This is a genomic window from Desulfosporosinus sp. OT, from assembly GCF_000224515.1.
Classification (GTDB): domain Bacteria; phylum Bacillota; class Desulfitobacteriia; order Desulfitobacteriales; family Desulfitobacteriaceae; genus Desulfosporosinus.
On record NZ_AGAF01000232.1, the window covers coordinates 40,574 to 62,339 of the forward strand.

The 21,766-nt window shown below is 45.6% G+C and carries 17 protein-coding genes; 3 read left to right on the plus strand and 14 right to left on the minus strand.

Going from position 1 to position 21,766, the window contains the following annotated elements; translation table 11 throughout:
* Nucleotides 1-96: 96 nt before the first annotated feature.
* From uvrA to DOT_RS21870, 3 genes are all read right to left on the minus strand, one after another.
* The gene (gene uvrA, locus DOT_RS21860) at nucleotides 97-2,925 is read right to left on the minus strand and encodes an excinuclease ABC subunit UvrA (RefSeq protein WP_009623661.1); all 2,829 of its coding nucleotides are present in this window, start codon (nucleotides 2,923-2,925) and stop codon (nucleotides 97-99) included.
* A 304-nt stretch (nucleotides 2,926-3,229) separates the two neighbouring features.
* The gene (gene uvrB, locus DOT_RS21865) at nucleotides 3,230-5,275 is read right to left on the minus strand and encodes an excinuclease ABC subunit UvrB (RefSeq protein WP_009623662.1); all 2,046 of its coding nucleotides are present in this window, start codon (nucleotides 5,273-5,275) and stop codon (nucleotides 3,230-3,232) included.
* Nucleotides 5,276-5,717: 442 nt separating this feature from the next.
* The gene (locus DOT_RS21870; protein ID WP_009623663.1) at nucleotides 5,718-6,911 is read right to left on the minus strand and encodes a substrate-binding domain-containing protein; all 1,194 of its coding nucleotides are present in this window, start codon (nucleotides 6,909-6,911) and stop codon (nucleotides 5,718-5,720) included.
* Nucleotides 6,912-7,004: 93 nt separating this feature from the next.
* Here DOT_RS21870 and DOT_RS21875 point away from each other — a divergent pair, with 93 nt between their 5' ends.
* Nucleotides 7,005-7,343 carry a phage holin family protein gene (locus DOT_RS21875; protein ID WP_009623664.1) on the plus strand — a complete coding sequence of 113 codons (339 nt, stop codon included), beginning with the start codon at nucleotides 7,005-7,007 and terminating at the stop codon, nucleotides 7,341-7,343.
* A 17-nt stretch (nucleotides 7,344-7,360) separates the two neighbouring features.
* Nucleotides 7,361-8,206, plus strand: coding sequence for an HDOD domain-containing protein (locus DOT_RS21880; protein ID WP_009623665.1), 846 nt, complete (start codon nucleotides 7,361-7,363; stop codon nucleotides 8,204-8,206).
* A 19-nt stretch (nucleotides 8,207-8,225) separates the two neighbouring features.
* Here the strand turns inward: DOT_RS21880 and DOT_RS21885 are convergent, their stop codons facing one another.
* From DOT_RS21885 to DOT_RS21935, 11 genes are all read right to left on the minus strand, one after another.
* On the minus strand, nucleotides 8,226-9,251 hold the full coding sequence (locus DOT_RS21885; RefSeq protein ID WP_009623666.1) for a hypothetical protein: 1,026 nt from the start codon (nucleotides 9,249-9,251) through the stop codon (nucleotides 8,226-8,228).
* Between the two features lie 214 nt (nucleotides 9,252-9,465).
* Complete coding sequence (locus DOT_RS21890) at nucleotides 9,466-10,647, minus strand: S41 family peptidase (protein WP_009623667.1); 1,182 nt, start codon at nucleotides 10,645-10,647, stop codon at nucleotides 9,466-9,468.
* A gap of 65 nt (nucleotides 10,648-10,712) precedes the next feature.
* Complete coding sequence (locus DOT_RS21895) at nucleotides 10,713-11,858, minus strand: M23 family metallopeptidase (protein ID WP_009623668.1); 1,146 nt, start codon at nucleotides 11,856-11,858, stop codon at nucleotides 10,713-10,715.
* Nucleotides 11,859-12,395: 537 nt separating this feature from the next.
* Entirely contained in the window at nucleotides 12,396-13,286 is an 891-nt protein-coding gene (gene ftsX / locus DOT_RS21900; protein ID WP_040413155.1) for a permease-like cell division protein FtsX, read from the minus strand.
* Complete coding sequence (gene ftsE, locus DOT_RS21905) at nucleotides 13,276-13,962, minus strand: cell division ATP-binding protein FtsE (RefSeq protein WP_009623671.1); 687 nt, start codon at nucleotides 13,960-13,962, stop codon at nucleotides 13,276-13,278. The genes ftsX and ftsE overlap by 11 nt, the downstream gene beginning before the upstream one ends.
* 309 nt (nucleotides 13,963-14,271) lie before the next feature.
* Entirely contained in the window at nucleotides 14,272-15,213 is a 942-nt protein-coding gene (locus DOT_RS21910) for a transketolase family protein (protein ID WP_009623672.1), read from the minus strand.
* Nucleotides 15,206-16,036: a transketolase gene (locus DOT_RS21915; protein WP_009623673.1), complete on the minus strand. Its 831-nt coding sequence runs from the start codon at nucleotides 16,034-16,036 to the stop codon at nucleotides 15,206-15,208. Before DOT_RS21915 ends, DOT_RS21910 begins: the two co-directional genes overlap by 8 nt.
* 73 nt (nucleotides 16,037-16,109) lie before the next feature.
* Nucleotides 16,110-17,211, minus strand: a protein-coding gene (prfB, locus tag DOT_RS21920; protein ID WP_139024275.1) for a peptide chain release factor 2 whose coding sequence is annotated in 2 segments (ribosomal slippage) — nucleotides 16,110-17,141 and nucleotides 17,143-17,211 — 1,101 coding nt in all. Because the reading frame shifts where the segments join, the coding sequence is not laid out codon by codon here.
* Between the two features lie 34 nt (nucleotides 17,212-17,245).
* Nucleotides 17,246-19,753: a preprotein translocase subunit SecA gene (gene secA, locus DOT_RS21925; RefSeq protein WP_040413157.1), complete on the minus strand. Its 2,508-nt coding sequence runs from the start codon at nucleotides 19,751-19,753 to the stop codon at nucleotides 17,246-17,248.
* Between the two features lie 293 nt (nucleotides 19,754-20,046).
* Nucleotides 20,047-20,574 carry a ribosome-associated translation inhibitor RaiA gene (gene raiA, locus DOT_RS21930; RefSeq protein WP_009623676.1) on the minus strand — a complete coding sequence of 176 codons (528 nt, stop codon included), beginning with the start codon at nucleotides 20,572-20,574 and terminating at the stop codon, nucleotides 20,047-20,049.
* Nucleotides 20,575-20,740: 166 nt separating this feature from the next.
* Nucleotides 20,741-20,938, minus strand: a complete 198-nt coding sequence (locus DOT_RS21935) for a cold shock domain-containing protein (RefSeq protein WP_009623677.1) — start codon at nucleotides 20,936-20,938, stop codon at nucleotides 20,741-20,743.
* 413 nt (nucleotides 20,939-21,351) lie between these two features.
* Between DOT_RS21935 and DOT_RS30740 the strand changes: the two genes are divergently transcribed.
* Nucleotides 21,352-21,540, plus strand: coding sequence for a hypothetical protein (locus tag DOT_RS30740; protein WP_157998509.1), 189 nt, complete (start codon nucleotides 21,352-21,354; stop codon nucleotides 21,538-21,540).
* Nucleotides 21,541-21,766: the final 226 nt, after the last annotated feature.

The following is a 21,766-nucleotide window of genomic DNA, read 5'->3' on the forward strand; positions in this document are numbered from 1 at the left end:
TTATTCTATATTATTCGACATAGAAAAGGCCATTCCTTTCCCCTTGTGACAAATTTGTAGTTCGTGGTTCGAACCACGAACTACGATTTCTGATATCTAATATCTAATATGCCCTAGGTAACGCTTTAGATACTGTCCTGTATATGATGCTGGCAAAGCGGCAACATCCTCTGGCTTCCCTGCTATCAGCACCTCTCCACCGCGGTTTCCCCCTTCAGGTCCTAGATCAATGAGCCAGTCTGCCGTTTTAATAACATCAAGATTATGCTCAATGACGAGCACTGTATCCCCTGCATCGACCAAACGATGGAGCACTTGGAGGAGTTTGTCGATATCCGCTGTGTGCAAACCGGTCGTCGGTTCATCGAGAATATAAATTGTTTTTCCCGTACTGCGTCGGCTCAATTCTGTGGCCAGCTTAATCCGTTGGGCTTCTCCCCCAGATAATGTGGTTGCCGGTTGACCTAAGCGAATGTACCCTAAGCCCACATCTTGCATCGTCTGAAATTTCCGGGAAATTTTCGGCACCGCTTTGAAGAACTCCACTGCTTCATCCACGGTCATGTCGAGGACTTGAGCAATACTTTTACCTTTATAGCGAACTTCCAAGGTTTCCCTATTGTAGCGTTTTCCCTCGCAAACTTCACAGGGAACGTAGACATCTGGAAGGAAATGCATTTCAATCTTAATAATTCCGTCTCCACGGCATGCCTCACAACGACCACCTTTGACGTTGAAGCTAAACCTACCTGGTTTGTATCCCCGCATCTTTGCTTCCGGTGTAATGGAAAAGAGTTCTCGGATAAAATCAAAGACACCTGTATACGTAGCGGGGTTTGAACGGGGAGTCCGTCCGATCGGAGACTGATCAATATCAATGATCTTATCTAAATGCTCCAATCCCTCCAAGCGCTCGTGTGCTCCAGCACGATGCCGCGCGCTGCCTAGCTTAGTTGCTAAACCTTTGTAGATAATTTCATTGACCAAGGTACTTTTACCCGACCCCGAGACCCCTGTTACACAGGTAAACAGACCCAAGGGGATACGCACATGAATATCCTTTAAGTTATTTTCTCGAGCTCCAAAAACTTCAAGCCACTTTCCGTTAGGTTGCCGGCGGTTCTCGGGCACCAAAATCTGTTTTTGGCCACATAGGTATTGCCCCGTGATCGATTCCTCGATAGTTTTGATTTCCTCAATTGTGCCCGCGGCTACTACTCGCCCGCCATGGGCCCCGGCGCCTGGACCAATATCAATAATATGGTCTGCAGCAACCATCGTATCTTCATCATGCTCGACCACAATTAGGGTATTCCCAAGGTCCCGTAAACGCTTAAGTGTTGAAAGAAGGCGAGCATTATCCCGCTGGTGGAGCCCAATGCTCGGTTCATCCAAAACATAAAGGACACCCATCAGGCTTGACCCAATCTGTGTCGCCAAGCGGATCCGTTGTGCTTCTCCCCCCGAAAGCGAACCTGCGGAACGTGCCAGCGTCAGGTAATCCAACCCTACATTCACCAAAAAACCCAGTCTTTCCCTAATTTCCTTTAAGATTTGATGGGCGATCGTTTCTTCTTTCGGCGTAAGCGTTAATTTATTTAAGAAGCTAATGGTTTCAGTAATCGAAAGGCGAGTCAAATCGTCAATAGAGATCCCACCCACCTTCACTGCTAACGCTTCCGGTTTCAGACGTTTTCCCTGACAGGCAGGACAAGGATGTTCACTCATATACCCTTCGATTTCGAGGCGCACCATATCGGAGGTTGACTCTCGATAACGACGTCCAAAAAAAGGCACTAACCCTTCAAATTTGGCATTAAATATTTTTAGCTGATCAAAAATATTTTGGTATTTAAAATGAATGGGGGTCTCTGTGCCATACACTAACCCTTTCCATTGGTTCTCATCGAGTTCCTTCAACGGAGTATCCATCTCAAATCCTAGGTTTATAGCGACGGCCTCCATCATCTTGGGATAATAGTTCGAGGTTGATTTGGCCCAGGGCGCAATTGCCCCTGTTGCCAAAGACAGGGAACGGTCAGGGAGGAGCAGATCAATGTCCACTTCAAGATTTGCTCCTAGTCCTGTACACGTAGGGCAAGCACCATAGGGACTGTTAAAGGAAAATAGACGTGGCGAAATTTCTTCGAGAGCAATCCCACAATCGGGGCAGGCGAAATTCTCGCTAAAAAGCAACTCCTCTCCATCGGTGATGTCCACAATGACATTTCCTTCACCGAGTTTGAGGGCTGTTTCTAAAGAATCTGCCAAACGCTCAGCACTCTCAGGTTTTAGAGATATACGGTCAATTACGACCTCAACTGAGTGTTTTTTGTTCTTCACCAAATCTATCTCTTCACTAAGATCCCTTGTCTCTCCATCCACACGCACCCGAACATACCCAGCCTTACGAGCATCCTCAAAGACCTTTTGATGTTCTCCTTTTTTCCCTTTAACGAGCGGGGCTAAAATCTGTAGTTTAGTCCGCTCAGGATAACGCATCACATGATCAACCATCTGCTGAACGGTTTGCTGAGAAATCCCTCTACCACATTGCGGACAATGAGGATGACCGATCCGCGCATAAAGCAGTCGCAAGTAATCGGAAACCTCTGTCGCCGTACCCACAGTCGAGCGAGGGTTGCGGTTGGTCGTCTTTTGATCAATGGAAATCGCAGGTGAAAGTCCTTCGATGGAATCCACATCGGGCTTGTCCATTTGACCTAAAAATTGTCGGGCATAGGCTGATAGGGACTCGACATAACGCCGCTGTCCTTCAGCATAAATTGTATCGAACGCAAGTGATGATTTTCCCGAGCCAGATAATCCGGTGATTACCACCAGTTTGTCTCTTGGGATGTCAATGTCGATATTCTTTAAGTTATGAGCACGTGCTCCACGCACGCGCAAGTAGTCTTGGGTCATGATTTGCCTCCTAAGTTGCTGTTTGGGGCGGTAGTGTCTTAGCATCCTACGCCGGTAGGTATTCCTTTAGGGATCACGGCTTTGGCGATACTCTCCACTGGAGACTATCTTGCTCGCACCAGAACACAAGTTGGGGTTTATCCTTACTGGTGTTCGCTTTATATTCATTGTACCCTATCTCGACATAACGCGAAAGAAGAAAATTATATTGCTAATTAGAATCCGCTAGCGGAGCGTAGGTAATAGTTGGTTACGCTAAGACCCGCCACGGGAATAGTCCATAGACGGACTGATGCCGCGGTGCTTACTTCTTCCTTACTTTCTTGGTCTCTTTCTTGCTTTCTTTCTTATACCGAGTAGTGACCCGTTTCTGGCTCGACACTTTATATCTGTTTTCTTCCCCTCTTAACTCAATCATCGCATCCCGGATTTCGGCAGCTCGTTCGAAGTCTAGGTCTCGGGCTGCTAGGCGCATTTCTTGTTCCAGATTCTTAATGAGATTGGCGAGCTCTTCGGGTGGTAGTTTTGCTCCATAGGTTTTCTTTAGTTCAGCGACTTTGGTTGCCTCTGGCGCGTCATGAACAGCCTTATGAATCGTTTGAGGAGTAATCCCCATTTTTTCGTTATAAGCCAGCTGTATTGCTCGACGTCGACTTGTTTCATCCAGGGCTAGCTGCATTGATCGGGTGATCTTATCACCATACATGATGACCTTACCTTGGGCGTTGCGCGCTGCACGGCCGATGGTCTGAATAAGGGAACGATCCGACCTCAGAAATCCTTCTTTGTCGGCGTCAAGAATTGCAACAAGGGAAACTTCAGGTAAGTCCAGCCCCTCTCTCAAAAGGTTAATCCCAACCACTACGTCGATCGCGCCTAAGCGAAGCTCCCGCAGGATTTCCACACGCTCAAGTGTCTTAATATCCGAATGGAGGTACTTCACTTTAATTTCTAGGTTTTTGAAGTAATCTGTAAGGTCCTCAGCCATTTTCTTAGTTAGCGTCGTAACAAGGACTCGTTCATCGTGACTGATCCGCGCTCTAATCTCCCCAAGTAAATCATCCACCTGCCCTTTCGTCTGGCGCACAATAACTTCCGGATCTAGTAACCCAGTGGGACGAATGATCTGCTCAACAACTGTCGGGCAATGAGCAATTTCATACGGGCCGGGCGTAGCACTTACAAAGACGCTTTGCTTTATTGTCCGTTCAAACTCGGTAAATGTCAGAGGTCGATTATCCAAGGCAGACGGGAGACGAAAGCCATAGTTCACTAGAGTAGTTTTACGCGAACGGTCTCCTTCATACATCCCTCGTACCTGAGGTAGCGAAACGTGGGATTCATCCACAAAAAGGAGAAAATCCTCAGGGAAGTAATGCAAGAGGGTGTACGGAGTCTCTCCCGGTTCTCGGAACGTCAAATGGCGCGAATAATTTTCAATTCCGTTACAGAAACCCATTTCCCTAAGCATTTCCAAATCATAGCGTGTCCGCTGCTCAAGTCGCTGTGCTTCCAGCAGCTTATTTTCGGTTTCTAAGACCTTTAGCCGTTCATCCAATTCCTTTTCAATATTATCCGCAGCCTCTATGACTTTCTCACGAGCCGTTACATAGTGAGAGTTCGGGAAAATTGAAACATGATACCGTTCTCCTAAGATCTCTCCCGTCAAAACATCGATCTCATAAATGTGTTCGATTTCATCCCCGAACATCTCCACTCGAACTACCCGCTCACTGGACGCAGCGGGATAGATCTCTACGACATCTCCTCGAACACGAAACGTTCCTCGGGCAAACGCTATATCATTACGGTCATATTGTATCGAAATCAGCTTCCGCAAAATCTCGTTACGATCAATAACTTGTCCCTGCCGTAACGAAAGAACAAGCTCACGATAATCTTCCGGTGAACCTAAACCGTAAATGCAGGAAACACTAGCCACCACGATCACATCGCGCCGCTCAAGCAGTGAAGCGGTCGCTGAGTGACGCAATTTCTCGATTTCATCGTTAATAGAAGCGTCTTTTTCAATGAACGTATCACTCGAGGGTACATAAGCCTCAGGTTGGTAATAATCATAGTAACTCACGAAGTACTCCACTGCATTTTCAGGAAAGTACTCCTTAAACTCGCTGTAAAGTTGAGCTGCCAATGTTTTGTTATGCGCGAGTATGAGAGTCGGTCTCTGTACCTTTGTAATTATATTAGCCATTGTAAAGGTCTTTCCAGACCCTGTTACCCCCAGTAACGTCTGGTGCCGCCGACCTTCATTCACTCCAGCGACCAGAGCGTCTATCGCCTGTGGCTGATCTCCCGACGCTTTATAGGGGGCACGTAAATGGAATTCCATGCACTGGTCTCCTTTTCTATAATAAAATAATTAACGCGCACGAGCTGAATGCGCAATTGTTATTTATAATTATTTCTATTTTATTTTACATCTAATTAACAACTTATTCAATTAAAAATTAGTCCCATAACTATAATTATACCACTGGTCATACAATTACATAAGGCAGACTCTACTCAGGGCTTCTGACAATAGAGTTTCTAGGTAAAAGAAAAAAGCCGAACTCCCTTCGGCTTATGCAAGATTTCTCTGTCCTCTTATTCTTTTGTTGATTGTTTGTCCTCTGATGACTGACCTCCCTTATCTTCCGATGCGTCTTTGGGTTGTTCGGACTGTTGCTTTAACATTTCGGGAGGCACAGTTTTTACCTGTTCATTGGTAGTTTTCTCAGTGCCAATAACCTTACCTTGGGCATCAAGATACTCGCGCGTTGTTTCAGTCTTTATCCGTTCCGTAACCTTTTGAACTCCAGGAGGAATGGCACTTGATTTAGCTTGCTCTCCTTCGCCGCTTGCTCCCGACTTATCACCACTCTGATCCTCTTTCTTGTCTTGCCCTTGCCCTTGATCTTGTGATTGATCTTTTGATTGATCTTTTGATTTAGCATCTTGACCTGCTGGCTCCGTTTTTTCTTTTGGTCTTGTTCTGCACTTTCTGTCGTTTTAGTATAACTCTTCTGAATTACCGCGAGATTATCTGGCGTTACAGCTTTAACCTGGATAACCTTGGCCGGAATTTCTCCCTGATCACTTGTGATTGAGTCATTGACATCTAGGGACTCTTTCTTTACAATCTTTTGAGCCCACTGATATGCATTAACACCCTGCAAATAAGGAGAAGTATCAACATCGCCAACCTGCGCTCCGCTTGACATTCGTTCTAAAGAAGGAACACTGGCTTGTCCCCCAACTAAGATAACCTTCTTATCTAGCTGCGCTTGCTTTAAAACTTCGTTTGCTATAGCTGCTAGTTTCTCGGTATAAGCTAAGATACCCTGGACCTTGCCGGGATTTTTCTGAAGAAAATCCACTAACCCCTGCTTGACGCCCGACTCAGAATCTGGAGAACTTACAATATTATGAACTGTGATTTTGGGATATTTGCTAAGTACTACTTTAGTTCCTGCTAAGCGTTCCTGGTATCCGGTTTCATTTGGGTCCCCCAAAATTACGACCTGACCCTCAGCAACCTTACTTACTATGGTCTGCGCCATAATTTCTCCAGATTTCTCCTGATCCGGCGTGATTATTCCCACGAGCTTCACGTTTTCTGGAAGCTGACTTAAGGCTAACACTGGAATTTTGTCTGTTTCCGCACTCTTAAGAAGGCTCTCATTTCCCCCTTGATATATCAGGACTTTTGCCCCTTTCAAGGGTGTCTCTTTGGCGGCTGTACTTTGGTCCATATACTTTACTTGAACGTTTTCCTTCTTCGCTAGATCATCGATCCCTTTGGTAATGAGCAATTTATTGGGATCTTCCTCATTTAAGGAAACTGCGATAAAAGCCTCAGTTCCTCCCTTGGTCGAAGAAGTTTTGTTCTTGTTTCCTAAAAGGGCTTGTAGACCACAGCCAGTTATTGTTAAACTAAGACTTAAGGAAAGGATAACTAAAAGGGATTGTCTTCTTTTTGACATGGGACACGCTCCTTTCGAAGCTTGATCCTTTAATTCTTTCGTTAGTTTTCCCTTGTCCTCTAAAAAAATGCAGTAGAAATGGAGATCAGTTTTATGATTGGACTAATTGTTCGTTTGTTTATTAATGCATTTGCTCTAGTTTTAATGACCCTTATAGTTCCGGGCTTTCGATTAGCTGGCTTCTCGACCGCAATTTGGGCGGCACTTGTTTGGGGTCTGGTTAATACCCTTGTCCGTCCAATCTTTTCATTTTTTACCTTTCCTTTGCAACTTTTGACATTGGGCTTATTCACTTTAGTTATTAATGGCGCGATGCTCGCTTTGACCGCCAAGCTTGTCCCAGGATTTTTCATTCGAGGCTTTTCCAGTGCGTTAGTCGGTGCACTGGTACTCAGCATTATAAGTTTAATTCTGACTCATATCTTTAAATAAGCGAAGGAGGGGTTTAATTGGCCATCAAATTGGAACACATCTTAAAGCGAGTACAAGCTCTCCCCCCCTTACCTACGTCCGCCATGCGCGTGATCGCCTTAACCAAAAATCCCGCGACTTCTGTTAAAGAACTTGAAACCGTTATCGCACAAGACCCAGCTCTAACTGCAGGTATACTTCGACAAGCTAATTCCGCTTATTATGGCTACGCGAGACGAATCTCTTCCCTTCAAGAAGCTATCGTCATGCTTGGCTTCCAGGTGATACAAGGGCTAGCGATGTCCGCCGCGATAGCGCCCTTACTTAAGGAGCAGCTTGTCGGTTACGAGATTGAACAAGAGGGACTCTGGAAACATTCTCTGCTGACTGCCATGGCAGCAAAACGTTTATGTCGACACCAAAAACTCACTTACGGAGATATTGCTTTTACCGCTGGTTTACTTCATGACATCGGAAAACTGATTATCTCCATTTACGTTCAAGAAGTGGGTGATTATCTGTTAAATAAAGTAAATGAGGCAAAATTTTCTTATGTCGAGCTTGAAGAGAAGGTCATAGGATACAACCATGCAACTGTTGGTGGATATCTGGCAAAAACCTGGAATTTGCCGGATGATCTCGTTCAGGCTATTTCCTACCACCATATTCCTTTAAGCGCCCAAATTTACACAGAATTAGCCTGTGTCGTTCACGTTGCTAATGGACTTGCCAGCCTACTAGGAATTGGCGGCGGCGTTGATAGTTTTTTAAACCCCATACAACAAACAGCTCTCGACCTGCTAAAGCTTAAAGAGTCCGATCTCGAAACTCTTATGGCAGACCTGGGGGAATTCCTTGTGGATCCTGCTATATTCGGTTCATAGGGAACGCTGCGTTGTGCCCCTATTTCAAATCGCACAAAATCTGGTTGAGCACGGTTTCCCGATAAGCATCCAATTGTTCAAAATTCACAGCCTCCATATACAGTGCCTTTAGTTGAGACCTGTGTGTTTGCCAAGACGCAAGGGTCTCAATTAATTTTTCGTTGAAAGGTCTTTCCAGCCCTTGGTCAGCCAAATTTTCCGGATTACCTTGCCAAATTGCTAAATGCCTTTCCGGGAAAACAATTCCAATCACTTCATCAGGATTGAGAGGGTGCAAGACAATCTCAATCATTTGGCCTAATTGCTGTGCTTCGCGCAAGACCCAATCTAAGGCATCCAACGTTTCATCTCCTTCAAGCCGGATTTGATCGAAATCGGTGAGGAAATGAGGCGCAAGATTAAGCCATCCTTCCGCAGTTAAGCCGTGTAGGAAATATGGATTAATGACACTTTTTTGCAAAAGCTTGATGGCATTTTCAGCGAGTGGCCAAGGCCCAGTGTGTTCTTTTTTAATTTTTAGACGGGCAGAATTGCCTAATATCCAGGAAATATCTTCTTTTTCTATATGTGGTTTGTGTCCTCTATTCTCGATCAGCGAACTAAGTTTTGCAGCCAGCTCTTCCTCCAAGGTCATTTGAAGCCCTTGAAGCCGATTCTCAATCTTCAAAATTTGGGCCCGTTGCTTCTCTAAAATGTGTTCGTCGCAGAACATTCTAAAGTCAATAAACTTTTCGATAACACCTGGCGCCCGCCAACGCAGTGGAGAAACCTCCATAGCGTCCAACATAGCCAACCCCATACGCGGCATAATAAAGCCCGCCATCGAATCTGGATCCCTGGCCGAACGCAAGAAATCAATGTCATAACCCCGATCCAATAATTCCAAGCCAATGACTTTTATCAAGGTCGACTTTCCTGTCCCTGGTCCTCCTAATAAGACATAAGCCCGCTGCCAACTCGGCATCATGTTCGGCAACAGAGATATGTAGCCTCTAGTAGTCATACCTTCGGCAAAGTAATGTCGCACCCCCGTCTTATTACCCATGCTTGTTACCTCCGTCGTTTTTTATGTCAGCGTAGTTTATGCAACAACATGAACGACGGTCACTAATCGTTGTTCGAGATTCGAGATTCGTGCTTCAAACTCATACCATGATTATTAATTCATAAGTTTTGGGGTACCTTCGGCACCCCAAAACTTCTACTACCTAATTATTGAAAAGGCACGCTTTAGATTAAAAGCGTGCCTTTCGAAATTCTTATTTAAGTTTCCCTTGGAGCGTCTGTAGGGCTTTTTGAAGCTGTGGATCAAAGTTAGTATCTGTCGGAGAAATAGTAGCTTGCTGCCCTTTTTCTAGCTCTATCTTCACATCCGGTTCAATTCCTTTTTTGTGGATATCCACCTTATTTGGAGTTAGGTATTTGGCCGTTGTTAATTTGACACTGGTTCCCCCATCCAAGGGGAAAATCGTTTGCACAATCCCTTTGCCGAATGTTTTTACTCCGACAAGGGTTGCCGTTCCTTTGTCCTTGATTGCTCCCGCCACAATTTCTGCCGCTGAAGCGCTTTCTTCGTTAACAAGCACAACCAAAGGCATTCCTAAATACGTTCCTGTTGACATTTTTGTATCGACATTGCCTTGCTTATCCACAATATAAACAACGGGGCCTTCTGGGATAAAATAACTTGCAACCTGAACAGCGGCATTGAGCTCTCCACCGTGGTTATACCTCATATCCAAAATAAGTCCTTTGAATTTTGTGATGTTCATATTGGTCAAGGTATCCTTAAGTTCATCGCCAGTATCTGAAGCAAACTGAGAAATACTGATATAGGCGATATCCGAGTGCCCTGGCAATGCTTCCCCATCGACCGTTGGAACGGTGATATTTTCCCTCGTTAAACTCACAGTGAAGGTCTTATTCACGCTTTCTCGATAAAGGGCCAAAACTACTTTTGTTCCAGGATCTCCACGCATCAGGCCCACAGCTTTGTCTTGATCCATGCCGGCAGTTTCTGCATCATTAATCTTGCTGACAACATCTCCCGGCTGAATACCTGCCTTACTGGCTGGCGAATTCTTAATAGGGCGCAGTACCACGAGTTTTTTAGGATCCTTTAGACTAAGGACAATTCCTACTCCACCGAACTTCCCTTCAAGCATTTGGAAAAGTTCTTGGTTCTCTTTGGCATTCAGATACGTCGAGTAGGGATCTCCCAACTCCTCCACGATGCCTTTTGTCGCACCTTCAACAAGCTGATCTGTCGTTACTTTTTCTAAGTAGTCGCTGTGAATCAACTGCACAACGCGAACTAAGCGCCCCACATTATCTATGTTGGTAAGAATAATTCCTCCAACCATTGTGGTTACGAGTACCGAAAAAATCAGAAGGACGACTCCGACGTGTTTAGCTATTCTCTTCCAGTTCCACTCCTGCAATCAAGTCAAACCCCTTCCCTCTAGTCTAGCTCTATTATATGCTTATCCAAGTGTAGAAATACTGCTTATCCATCAGTTAGGGAAAAACGTAAAGGGTCCGTGGGGTTCCCGCCTTCCCGGACTTCGAAATGCAGATGTGATCCTGTACTCCACCCAGTTGAACCTACATATCCAATGACTTGGTTAGCTTGTACCGATTGACCTTCGGTCACATTCAAGCTCGACTGATGACCATAAAGCGAGGATACCCCTCCACCATGATCAATAATAATCATATTCCCATATGCTGTATTCCAGCCAGCCATTATGACGACCCCTGCTCCAGCTGCATGAATCTTCGTTCCAGACGGAGCAATAATATCGGTTCCGGTGTGCAAACTTTGTTTATGTGTAATCGGGTGAGTCCTCCAACCAAAAGGGTCACTAATTTCGTAAAAACCCGGCAGTGGCCAGGTAGAGATTGATCCACTTACTCCTCCTTTGCGCGCGGCTTGAAGTTTTCGGATCTTATCCGCCATGGCATTCGCCTCGGATTCCAAGCGCTCAATATTGTCAGCTGCCACTTGTTGGGCTTTCAGAGTCTGATCCAAGGCAATACGTTGTTGATTCTTTGTCTTGTCAAGACCGGTGCGGACAGAGGCAGCCTGGGCTTGGAGCTTGGCAGCTTGGTCCCGTCGACTTTGCAATTCAAGTGTTTTTTGAGCAATTTGTTCCTTTTGGGATTTGATATCGGTCAATATTTGGCGATCATTGTCCACTAATTTGTTAAAATACTCCATCCGAGTAACGAAATCGCTGAGATCTGAAGCCTGAAAGAGCAGTTCCAAATAGCTAACCTGCCCACTTTCATAAATTGCCCGTGCTCTTTTCCCTAGGGCGCTTTGACGGTCTTCTAGTTCTTTTTGCTTTTGATCCAATTCTTTTTGGGCGGAGAGGACTTGTGCTTGGGCTTGAGTATAAGCAGCCTGCTTTTGACTTAGAAGCGTCTGAGCAGTAGCGATTTGAGTTTCTAGGTCGGCCAATTGAGCCTTCATTTTATCGGCTGTGAAAGTTAGTTGGTTCAACTTCCCCTGAGCTTGATTCTTTTGATCATTAACACTTTGCTTATGCTGAACAGCATCTCCAAGTTCATCGGCCCAAGAAGGCAAAGCCGAAGTTCCAAGCAAAAGAAAACTAAGTACCACAGTCAGCATACCTTTTTTCCGGAACAAACGCCCTCTCCTCCTTAATTAAAAATCTCGCAATCGTTCCTTGATTCAGCTGCAGATTTATTATGCAACTCATATAGAGTAGTACAGATGTAGAACAAGATGAACGTAAACCAATGTCACTCTTTCCGCAACTCCCGGAATGACTTGTCTTTGACTCCAACAGGAAGTTTGAGTTAGAGCTCACCGGGATGGCGACAACCTTCATAGTTAGAAAAGACTGTTTTACACGGACTGTAAATCTCTATGTAAGGACGGTTCTGCGTTTTCATGCAAGTCAAGAACCGTCCCTGCTTGCGTGCTCAAACAGCTCCACATGATTACCCAGCTTCGTCCTAACTCCCGTGGACCTCAAGCCCAGAAGAAGTTTCTTAGCTTAATGAGCACTTTAGCGGAATTGCGTCAAGCGAATAGCAATGCAGCGTGTCGAATACGATAGTCTCCAGTGACGATAGTCTCCAGTGGAGACTATCGCCGAAAGCGCACGGCCCTTAACGAATACTATCGCGCCGTAGGATGCTAAGAAACTTCCTCCTCTCTCTAACCTCGGAGAAACTTCTGCAAAGATAACCCACTTCCTACGGCACCCATTGCCATGCCTGCAAGCAAAAGACCCCCAGTCACTTGGCGAAAGAGAACAATATTTTGAACGACTGGCAGAAAGGTTAATGTCGATTGAACATAGTTGATTATCCAATTATATCCTACACCGACAATACTAGCAGCTAAGGCGCCTCCTACAAGGCCTAGTGCCAACCCCTCGATAAGAAAGGGCCAACGGATAAAGCTGTTACTTGCGCCAACTAACTTCATAATCTGAATTTCGCGACGCCGGGAAAAGACATTCATTTTTACATTAATGGAGATCAACACAATAGCTGCTATTGCAAATGCGGCGACTACTCCAAGGCCAATCCACCTTAACCACTGCGTGAATTTCAGAAGCTTGTCCACATATCCCTGTCCATAACGCACTTTGTCTACGCCCGTTAAAGCGGAAACTTCATCCGCAAGGGCCTTAACATTTTGCGGATCGGTTGCTTTAACCGTCAGCTTATCTGGGAAAGGATTGGTTCCCCCCAGATCAGTCACGAGGTTACTTTGCGCACCACCCATCGTTTTACCGAAATCAATAAGGGCTTGGTCCTTGGTCACGACGGTCACAGACGCAACGCCTGGCATCCCTTGAATTTGGCTTTGCAAAGTCTGTAACTGATCGGGGGTTACACTGCTCTGTAAAAATGTGGCAATTTCCAACTGGGATTCAAAGGATTTAGCCATGTTGGAAGCATTGGCCAAAAAAAACACTGAGAAACCTAAGATCACCAGAGAGACCATAACGGTTAATACCGAGGCGATGCTAAGCCAAGGATTGCGTTTCATAGAGTTAGCCGTCTCCCGCAGAACGTAGCGAGTGGAATTAAGCGTCATAGCCGTATCCCCCCTCTTCTTCATCCCGCGCAACCCGGCCATTTTCTATAGCAATTACCCGTTTCTGCATCTTATTTACAATGTTTCTAGCATGGGTAGCCATGACAATCGTCGTTCCTCGCTTGTTGATATTGTAAAGTAAATCCATAATCCCCCATGCAGTTTCTGGATCTAGGTTGCCCGTTGGTTCATCGGCCACCAACAGTGCTGGATTATTAATAATTGCCCGCGCCACACAAACACGCTGTTGTTCCCCTCCAGATAATTCATGTGGAAAAGATTTTTCTTTGCTCGCAAGTCCGACAAGTTCTAACGTCACGCGCGTACGAGTCATAACCTCGCGTTTAGATACCCCGATTACTTCAAGCGCAAAAGCTACATTTTCAAAAACCGTTTTATTAGGCAACAATTTAAAATCCTGAAAGATTACCCCGATGCCCCGGCGCAAATAAGGCACTTCCCAATCTTTCATACGCACCAGGTTTTTACTATTGATTTGAACCTGCCCTCGCGTCGGAGTTTCATCCCTGTAAAATAATTTAATTAGAGTCGATTTACCAGCCCCGCTTGGCCCCACCAGAAAAACAAATTCCCCTTTGCCAATTTTAAGATTGACATCGACTAGGGCTCTGGCACCGTTCTGATAAATCTTGGATACATTTCTCAACTGAATCATACTGTCCTCCTTGATTTCGCACGCCAGCCCTTTTTTCCCCATAACCCTTAATTCATTCGACACTCATCGCGGATATCCTGTTTGTAAATCTAAGCAATCCTATGTTTGTTTACCTACTCTCCTAGAAATATGAAGGACACGGTTAAATAATTTTAAATCAAACACTTCTAGCTATACTGGATTGGCAGATAAAGTATGTTAAGTTATGCTTTTCTGACTAGTATACGAAAGAAAAGACAAGCACTCTCAATGAATACTTGTCCCTTCCGTACTCTTTACATCCAAGCTAATCGTTTCTGAATAGAATTATCATTGCTTTTTGGTAAGCACCTCATGGACTGCTTTGACTAAGTCCACTTTCGTCAACCCATATTTTTCAAGAAGCTCCTGAGGAGCTCCCGATTCTCCAAAGGTATCTTTGAGCCCAATACGCACCATCGGTGTAGGCATTTTCTCGCTCAGAACCTCAGCAACCGCGCTGCCCAACCCACCAATGATATTATGCTCTTCCGCAGTCACAACGGCTTTTGTCTGCTGGGCGACCCGAACAATAGTTTCTTCATCTAGTGGCTTCACTGAAGCAACATTAACAACGCTTACACTAATCCCCTCAGCAGCAAGCTCCGCAGCTGCTTCTAAAGCCATAGATACCATAACACCATTAGCCATGATGGCCACGTCATTCCCCTCTTTAAGAACATTCGCCTTCCCTATCTCAAAGCGGTAATCTTCTCCAAAAAGAAGTGGCACGGCTAATCGTCCCATCCGAATATAAACAGGGCCGTTGTATTTAGCAGCAGCCAAAATCACTTGACGAGTTTCTTCCCCATCTGCAGGGACCAAAACGACCATGTTTGGGACAGCACGCATGATGGCCACGTCTTCGATAGCCTGATGTGAGCCGCCATCCTCCCCTACAGTAATTCCAGCGTGTGTGGCTGCAATTTTAACATTTAGTTTTGGATAGGCAATCGAGTTGCGGATTTGCTCAAAAGCACGTCCCACAGCAAAAATTGCAAAGGTACTCGCAAAGGGAATTTTACCTGCTGCAGCCAGCCCAGCTGCTGTCCCTAAGAGATTTGACTCAGCAATTCCCATATTGAAGAACCGTTCGGGATACTTTTTACCGAAGTCGGCAGTCTTGGTCGACTTCGACAGATCTGCATCTAATACAACCACATTAGGGTTTTCAGACCCTAAATTCACAAGGGCCTTGCCATAAGCATCACGTGTCGCTATTTTATCAGCCAAGGTTTAACGCCTCCTCCCTTAATTCTTTCAGTGCCTGCTCCCCTTGTTCAACGCTAGGAGCATTGCCGTGCCATCCTGCTTGATTTTCCATGAAGGAAACACCTTTGCCCTTCACCGTCTTCGCAATAATGATGGATGGCTTCCCTTTGACCTGTTTTGCCTCAGCAAACGCCGCAAGCAAAGCATCCACATCATGCCCATCGACTTCGATTACCTGCCAGCAGAAGGAGCGCCACTTATCGGTTAATGGAGTAGAACACATGACACTATCTGTCGTTCCATCAATTTGCAATCCATTTAGATCTAAGATAGCTGTTACATTATCTAATTTGTAGTGGGCAGCCGCCATCGCAGCTTCCCAAACCTGTCCTTCCGCCATTTCGCCATCACCCAGCAACGCAAAAACCCGATAATCTTTGCCATCCAACTTACCAGCTAGAGCCATACCATTGGCGGCCGAAAGACCTTGTCCCAAGGAACCTGTGGACATATCTACGCCTGGAGTCTTCTTCATATCGGGATGTCCCTGAAGCATATGACCGGCTTGGCGTAACCCTTGCAACTCCTGCTTAGGGAAGTAGCCCTTCTCGGCGAGAGCCGCATAAAGTACTGGGGCCGCATGCCCTTTAGAAAGGACAAAGCGGTCGCGGTCTGCCCACCGTGGTTCTTGCGGATTTATTCGCATTTCGCGAAAGAATAATGTGGTCACAATTTCAGCGGCAGATAAACTTCCACCGGGGTGCCCGGATTTTGAAGTTACCAGCATGGAAATTATGTCTTGACGAAGAACATTGGCTACTCGCTTTAGTTCAATAGTTGTCAAGTGATCCCCTCCTTTACCTCGTTTAAATTAGATTTTTTATTTTTCAATTGATATTAGCTTAGCCTATTTCCTACTACACCGACTTAGTCTTCTGAAGAAATGCAGCAATGAAGGCATCGATTTCCCCATCCATAACCGCCGACACATTCCCTGTTTCTACGTTGGTGCGGTGGTCCTTGACCAGGCTGTATGGATGAAACACATAAGAACGGATCTGACTTCCCCAAGCAATCTCTTGTTGCTCGCCGCGAATTTCGGAAATTTCGCTTTCTTGCTCCTTGCGTTTAAGTTCCAGCAACTTCGCCTGCAAAACTCGCATGGCTGCAGCTTTATTCTGGATCTGCGAGCGTTCGCTCTGACACTGAACTACGACCCCTGACGGCAAATGGGTTATCCGGATAGCCGAATCTGTCTTGTTAACATGTTGCCCACCAGCCCCGCCAGATCGGTAGGTATCAACCCTCAAGTCTTCGGTATCAATTGTTATCTCGTTATCTTCCGTCACTTCCGGAATTACATCCACGGAAGCAAACGAGGTATGACGACGTCCTGATGAATCAAACGGCGAAATTCGAACTAACCGGTGCACACCCTTTTCAGACTTGGCGTATCCATACGCATTTTCTCCACTGAAGGACAGGGTTGCACTTTTGATGCCTGCTTCCTCTCCCGGTAAAAAATCCAGTGTCTCCACTTTATATCCGTGCCGCTCTCCCCAACGTATATATAGCCGATAGAGCATTTGTACCCAATCTTGTGCTTCCGTGCCCCCGGCTCCTGCATGCAGTGTTAAGATAGCATTGTTCCGGTCATACTGCCCACTGAGTAGTATTTCTAACTCTAAAGCCTCAAACCGTCCTCGAAGGGACCTGACTTCTTGCTCAATCTCAGACTCTAAACTCAGGTCATCTTCCTCGATCGCTAACAGCCAGAGGGTCTCTGTTTCCTCAAGTTTCCCCTCTAGTTCGTCATAGGTTTTTACTTTATTCTGATGATATGCTAATTCTTGCATGATTTTCTGAGCTAGATCAGGATCATCCCACAAGCCAGGTCGTTGAAGATCCCTCTCCAACGAGCTAATCTTCTCTATTCGTTGAGAAACGTCAAAGGGAAACCCTCAAATCTGCCAAGCACAATGTTAACGTTTCCAGTTCTTTTTTCCAATCAGAAAGCACTCTTTATTCACCCTTCCAAATTCCACTTCTACTTCTACTTTTTCTTTTTCTCTGCTCCACAACACTTTTTATATTTCTTCCCGCTTCCACATGAGCACAGGTCATTGCGCCCGATCTGGTCTCCGGTGTGTACAGGCTCGCTAGGTTCGCCTTCATAGCGATTCTCCGTTATATTCCGAGGCTGTTCAGCGACTTCTTCCCGGACTTGAGGTGTCACCCGCATAACATAGCGGATAATTTCATCCTGAATGGAGTCAATCATTGCTTGGAACATTTCAAATCCTTCACGCCTATATTCAACCAATGGATCTTTCTGACCGTAAGCGCGCAAACCAATTCCTTCGCGGAGCATATCCATTGCATCCAGATGATCCATCCATTTGCTGTCCACAACCTGAAGCATCACGGCACGTTCAACTTCCCGCATCAGTTCAGAACCGAACTGTTCTTCCCGACTCTCGTAAAGCGCTTTAGCTTGGTCTAGCAGCTTTTCTTCAATTTCCTCTTTGGACAGGTCTGCCAGTTCTTCAGGGTTCAAATGAATTCCCGGCAGAAAGAAACTTTCGATATAATCAGCTAAACCTGTCAAATCCCATTCTTCGGGAAATGGGCTTTCTCCACTAAACATGCTGATGCTGTCGTTAACCGCTTTTGCCAACATATCCATGATGTTGTCACGCAAGTTTTCACCCATGAGCACTGCTCGACGCTGGGCATAAATCACTTCACGTTGTTGATTCATGACATCATCATAATCAAGCACATGTTTACGGATATCAAAATTGCGGTTCTCCACACGGCGTTGGGCAGTTTCAATGGATCGGGAAATCATTTTGGACGTAATAGGCATGGAGTCATCCATTCCTAATTTATCCATGATACCCATAATGTTTTCCGCGCCAAACATCCGCATAAGGTCATCTTCCAAGGAAATGAAAAATTGTGTTGATCCAGGGTCCCCTTGACGACCAGCACGACCACGCAATTGGTTATCAATTCGCCGAGATTCATGTCGTTCTGTCCCGATGATATGTAGCCCACCCAGATCAGCTACACCTTCACCCAGGATAATATCCGTTCCCCGACCAGCCATATTCGTAGCAATGGTAACCATCCCTCGCTGCCCGGCTTGGGAGACAATTTCTGCTTCTTTTTCATGGAATTTAGCATTGAGCACTTGGTGCGGAATCCCGCGTCGTCCCAATAGGTTACTCAGATGCTCGGATTTCTCGACAGAAACCGTCCCTACAAGAAGTGGTTGACCTTGCGCATGACGCTCAATCACACTTTCTACTACTGACAAGAACTTTCCTTCTTCTGTACGGTAAATAACATCGGAACTGTCCTTCCGGATTGCGGGCTTGTTTGTGGGAATTTCGACAACATCAAGCTTGTAAATCTTGCGGAACTCCGGTTCTTCTGTCATAGCCGTTCCGGTCATCCCTGAAAGTTTATTGTACATGCGGAAGTAATTCTGGAAGGTAACGGTGGCTAAGGTTTGTGATTCTTTTTCGATCTTCACGCCTTCTTTAGCTTCAATAGCTTGGTGCAGGCCTTCGCTATAACGACGCCCAAACATCATACGTCCGGTAAATTCGTCGACAATAATGACTTCTCCGTCTTTAACCACGTAGTCGCGGTCCCGTTTAAAGAGGGTTTGTGCCTTCAATGCTTGATTAACATGATGAGCTAACTCTGTATGTATATCCTCATAAAGGTTATCCACGCCCAGCATACTCTCCACTCGACTGACACCTTGCTCCGTGAGTGTGACAATACGCTCTTTTTCAATGACTTTATAATCGTCCTCTGGTTTCAGGCGAGGAATGATCATTGCTACTCTAAAATATAATTCCGTGGGCTTGTCCGCCTCACCGGAAATAATAAGTGGGGTTCGAGCTTCGTCAACGAGAATCGAGTCTACTTCGTCCACTATAGCATAATTAAGTATTCGCTGAACCAAGGCCTCCGGCCGAGTAACCATGTTATCGCGCAAATAGTCAAAACCAAATTCATTATTCGTCCCGTACGTAATGTCTGCGGCATAGCTACTCCGTCTTTGCTCATAATTCAAGCCATGGACAATTAGACCGACTGAAAGACCTAGAAACTGGTGAATTTTTCCCATCCATTCACTGTCGCGGCGAGCTAAGTAATCATTGACCGTTACGACATGAACACCTTGACCTGTTAAGGCATTCAAATAAGATGGCAAAGTGGCTACAAGGGTTTTCCCTTCCCCAGTGCGCATCTCAGCAATCCGACCATCATGAAGTACCATACCCCCAATTAACTGTACATCATAGTGTCGTTGATTAATCACCCTTCGGCCAGCTTCTCTAACAACAGCAAAAGCCTCTGGCAATAGACTATCTAGACTTTCGCCCTGTTCCAAACGCCCTCTGAATTCAACTGTCTTGCCACGCAATTCGTCATCGCTCAGTGCTTGGATCTTAGGTTCAAAGCTATTAATCATTACAACGCGCTTTTGATATTTCCGTATTTCTCGCGCATTATCATCGAACAAATCTAAAAGCCCCATTATATCCACCCTTCTTCAACTATCGTGCTATCCTTAAGTTTAACATCCTAGAGAACCCACTGCAACTGAAGCGGGCGATTTGCTCCTGTAATATTTTCCCTTTTTATTTAATTTCAGTGCGTACTTCAATAGGCATCTCCTATTCATCGCTTCCGTTGCTCAAATACGCTGACCAAGGATAAATTAATCCTTTCCGAACTGGTAACGCGAAAAGGCCCGCTACTGCGGACCTTTCGCTCAAAGCGACTGTTCTGTATCCGAATACGCACGCGACTTACTCGGCTTATGACTAATTAGGTCTGGGGTTGAAGCAACCCATAGTCTCCATTGTTACGAAGGTAAACAACATTCATTTCTTGGCTTTCCGCATTCGTAAACACAAAGAAAGTATGTCCAATCAGATTCATCTGCATAATTGCTTCTTCTACAGACATAGGCTTAGCCGGGAATTTCTTATTTCGAACAATTTCTTCATGCGGTTCGTCATTCATGACTGCTTGCTTAGGTTCATGATCTTTCAAAACCTTAGAGCGCATCCGTTTATTAATTCTTGTCCGATATTTATCGATTTGGCGCTCCAACTTTTCTACGACCATATCGATCGATGAGTACATATCCTCAGTTTCTTCTTCCCCGCGTAAAATCATACCATGGATTGGGGCTGTTACCTCAACTCGATGTCGATCGCGTTCAACAAGTAGGGTGACTTGAACGTCCATAAACTCATCTGAGTATTTTTCTAACTTACCCACCCGTTTCATGACATATTCTTTAAGTGCGTCCGTCAGCTCGATATGTTTACCTCGAATAATAATGTTCATTAATTCAACCCCCTTTTTAGATGGTATACATGTAATATTCCCGATTTACGTAAAAAATCCTGCTAATTAAAAAGTTTATTCAATGATTATTTTTTGAAAAACCAAAAGAAAGAATCGTTGTCACTATAACGATCCTTTCTTAAGCAGCTTCATTGATAACCTTGAATTAACGGACCATCACGTTTGACGCCTGTTCACCGCGTGGACCTTGAATGACATCAAACTCGACGATCTGTCCTTCTTCAAGCGTGCGAAATCCATCCCCAATTACTGATTGAAAATGTACAAATACATCTTGTCCCTTTTCCTGTTCGATGAATCCATAGCCTTTCTGTTTACTGAACCATTTGACTTTACCTAACACCTAAATGTACCCTCCTTGAATTAGCCAAGTTCACTAACTAAATCTCACACTGACTTTACTATTAGGAGGATAACCAGCAATGAAAGACTCTAAACATAAAGACTTGGGGGGACTTGTGTGACACCGCCCTCGGTCCTACGACGCAGAGCAAACTAACCGTTCAAGCTCCTTTCTATAGGGGAGCGGGGTTCATCCTACGAAAGCATTCCTTTCGGGATCGCGGCTTCGGCGATACTCTCCACTGGAGACTATCGTGCCAAAAGCGCCATCCGACGACCCGAAGACACTGTCTTCGCACGAATTAGCCATCTCGCAGGATGGTCTAGTGTCACCGGAGCCCACGAAAACACTGTTTTCGCACGGATTACCCTTCTTGCAGACACTGTCTTCGCACGTATTAACCTTCTTGCAGGATGGCGAGAAGGGACCTTGTGCGCTGCCCCGTATCTGGGGTTGGTCGCTTTAACGGAAGTTTGCAATTCTGCTTACGTAAAGACCTCGCGCTCGTGTCACACTGCGTCCTGGGCTTGGGTCGGGGAACGGATGGTTTGGGAGACGGCACATTTCATGTGCACCGTCTTGAAAACACTCCTCGGGCCTAGCCTAACCCAAGGAGCGCCTTTCTGCTAAGCGACTCATTTCATTCCCCATAGCCCTACCCTAGTGGAGCGTTTTCTGCTAAACGGATGCTTTAGTGAAGCCGCGCTCCAGACGAGTGCCGACGGTTCGCGCCTCGTGCGCGTCAGCGGTTAACATGCAGTTTGCCCAGAGGTTTGACGCGCTCGCGGACCGTCCAGCCGTCAGCGGCGTAACGTGCAGACGTGTGCA

Coding starts and splice junctions, on each gene's coding strand:
- uvrA (WP_009623661.1), bottom strand. CDS start 2,925: ATGACCCAAGACTACTTGCGCGTGCGTGGAGCACGTGCTCATAACTTA.
- uvrB (WP_009623662.1), bottom strand. CDS start 5,275: ATGGAATTCCATTTACGTGCCCCCTATAAAGCGTCGGGAGATCAGCCA.
- DOT_RS21870 (WP_009623663.1), bottom strand. CDS start 6,911: ATGTCAAAAAGAAGACAATCCCTTTTAGTTATCCTTTCCTTAAGTCTT.
- DOT_RS21875 (WP_009623664.1), top strand. CDS start 7,005: ATGATTGGACTAATTGTTCGTTTGTTTATTAATGCATTTGCTCTAGTT.
- DOT_RS21885 (WP_009623666.1), bottom strand. CDS start 9,251: ATGGGTAATAAGACGGGGGTGCGACATTACTTTGCCGAAGGTATGACT.
- ftsX (WP_040413155.1), bottom strand. CDS start 13,286: ATGACGCTTAATTCCACTCGCTACGTTCTGCGGGAGACGGCTAACTCT.
- ftsE (WP_009623671.1), bottom strand. CDS start 13,962: ATGATTCAGTTGAGAAATGTATCCAAGATTTATCAGAACGGTGCCAGA.
- secA (WP_040413157.1), bottom strand. CDS start 19,753: ATGGGGCTTTTAGATTTGTTCGATGATAATGCGCGAGAAATACGGAAA.
- raiA (WP_009623676.1), bottom strand. CDS start 20,574: ATGAACATTATTATTCGAGGTAAACATATCGAGCTGACGGACGCACTT.
- DOT_RS30740 (WP_157998509.1), top strand. CDS start 21,352: ATGGCGAGAAGGGACCTTGTGCGCTGCCCCGTATCTGGGGTTGGTCGC.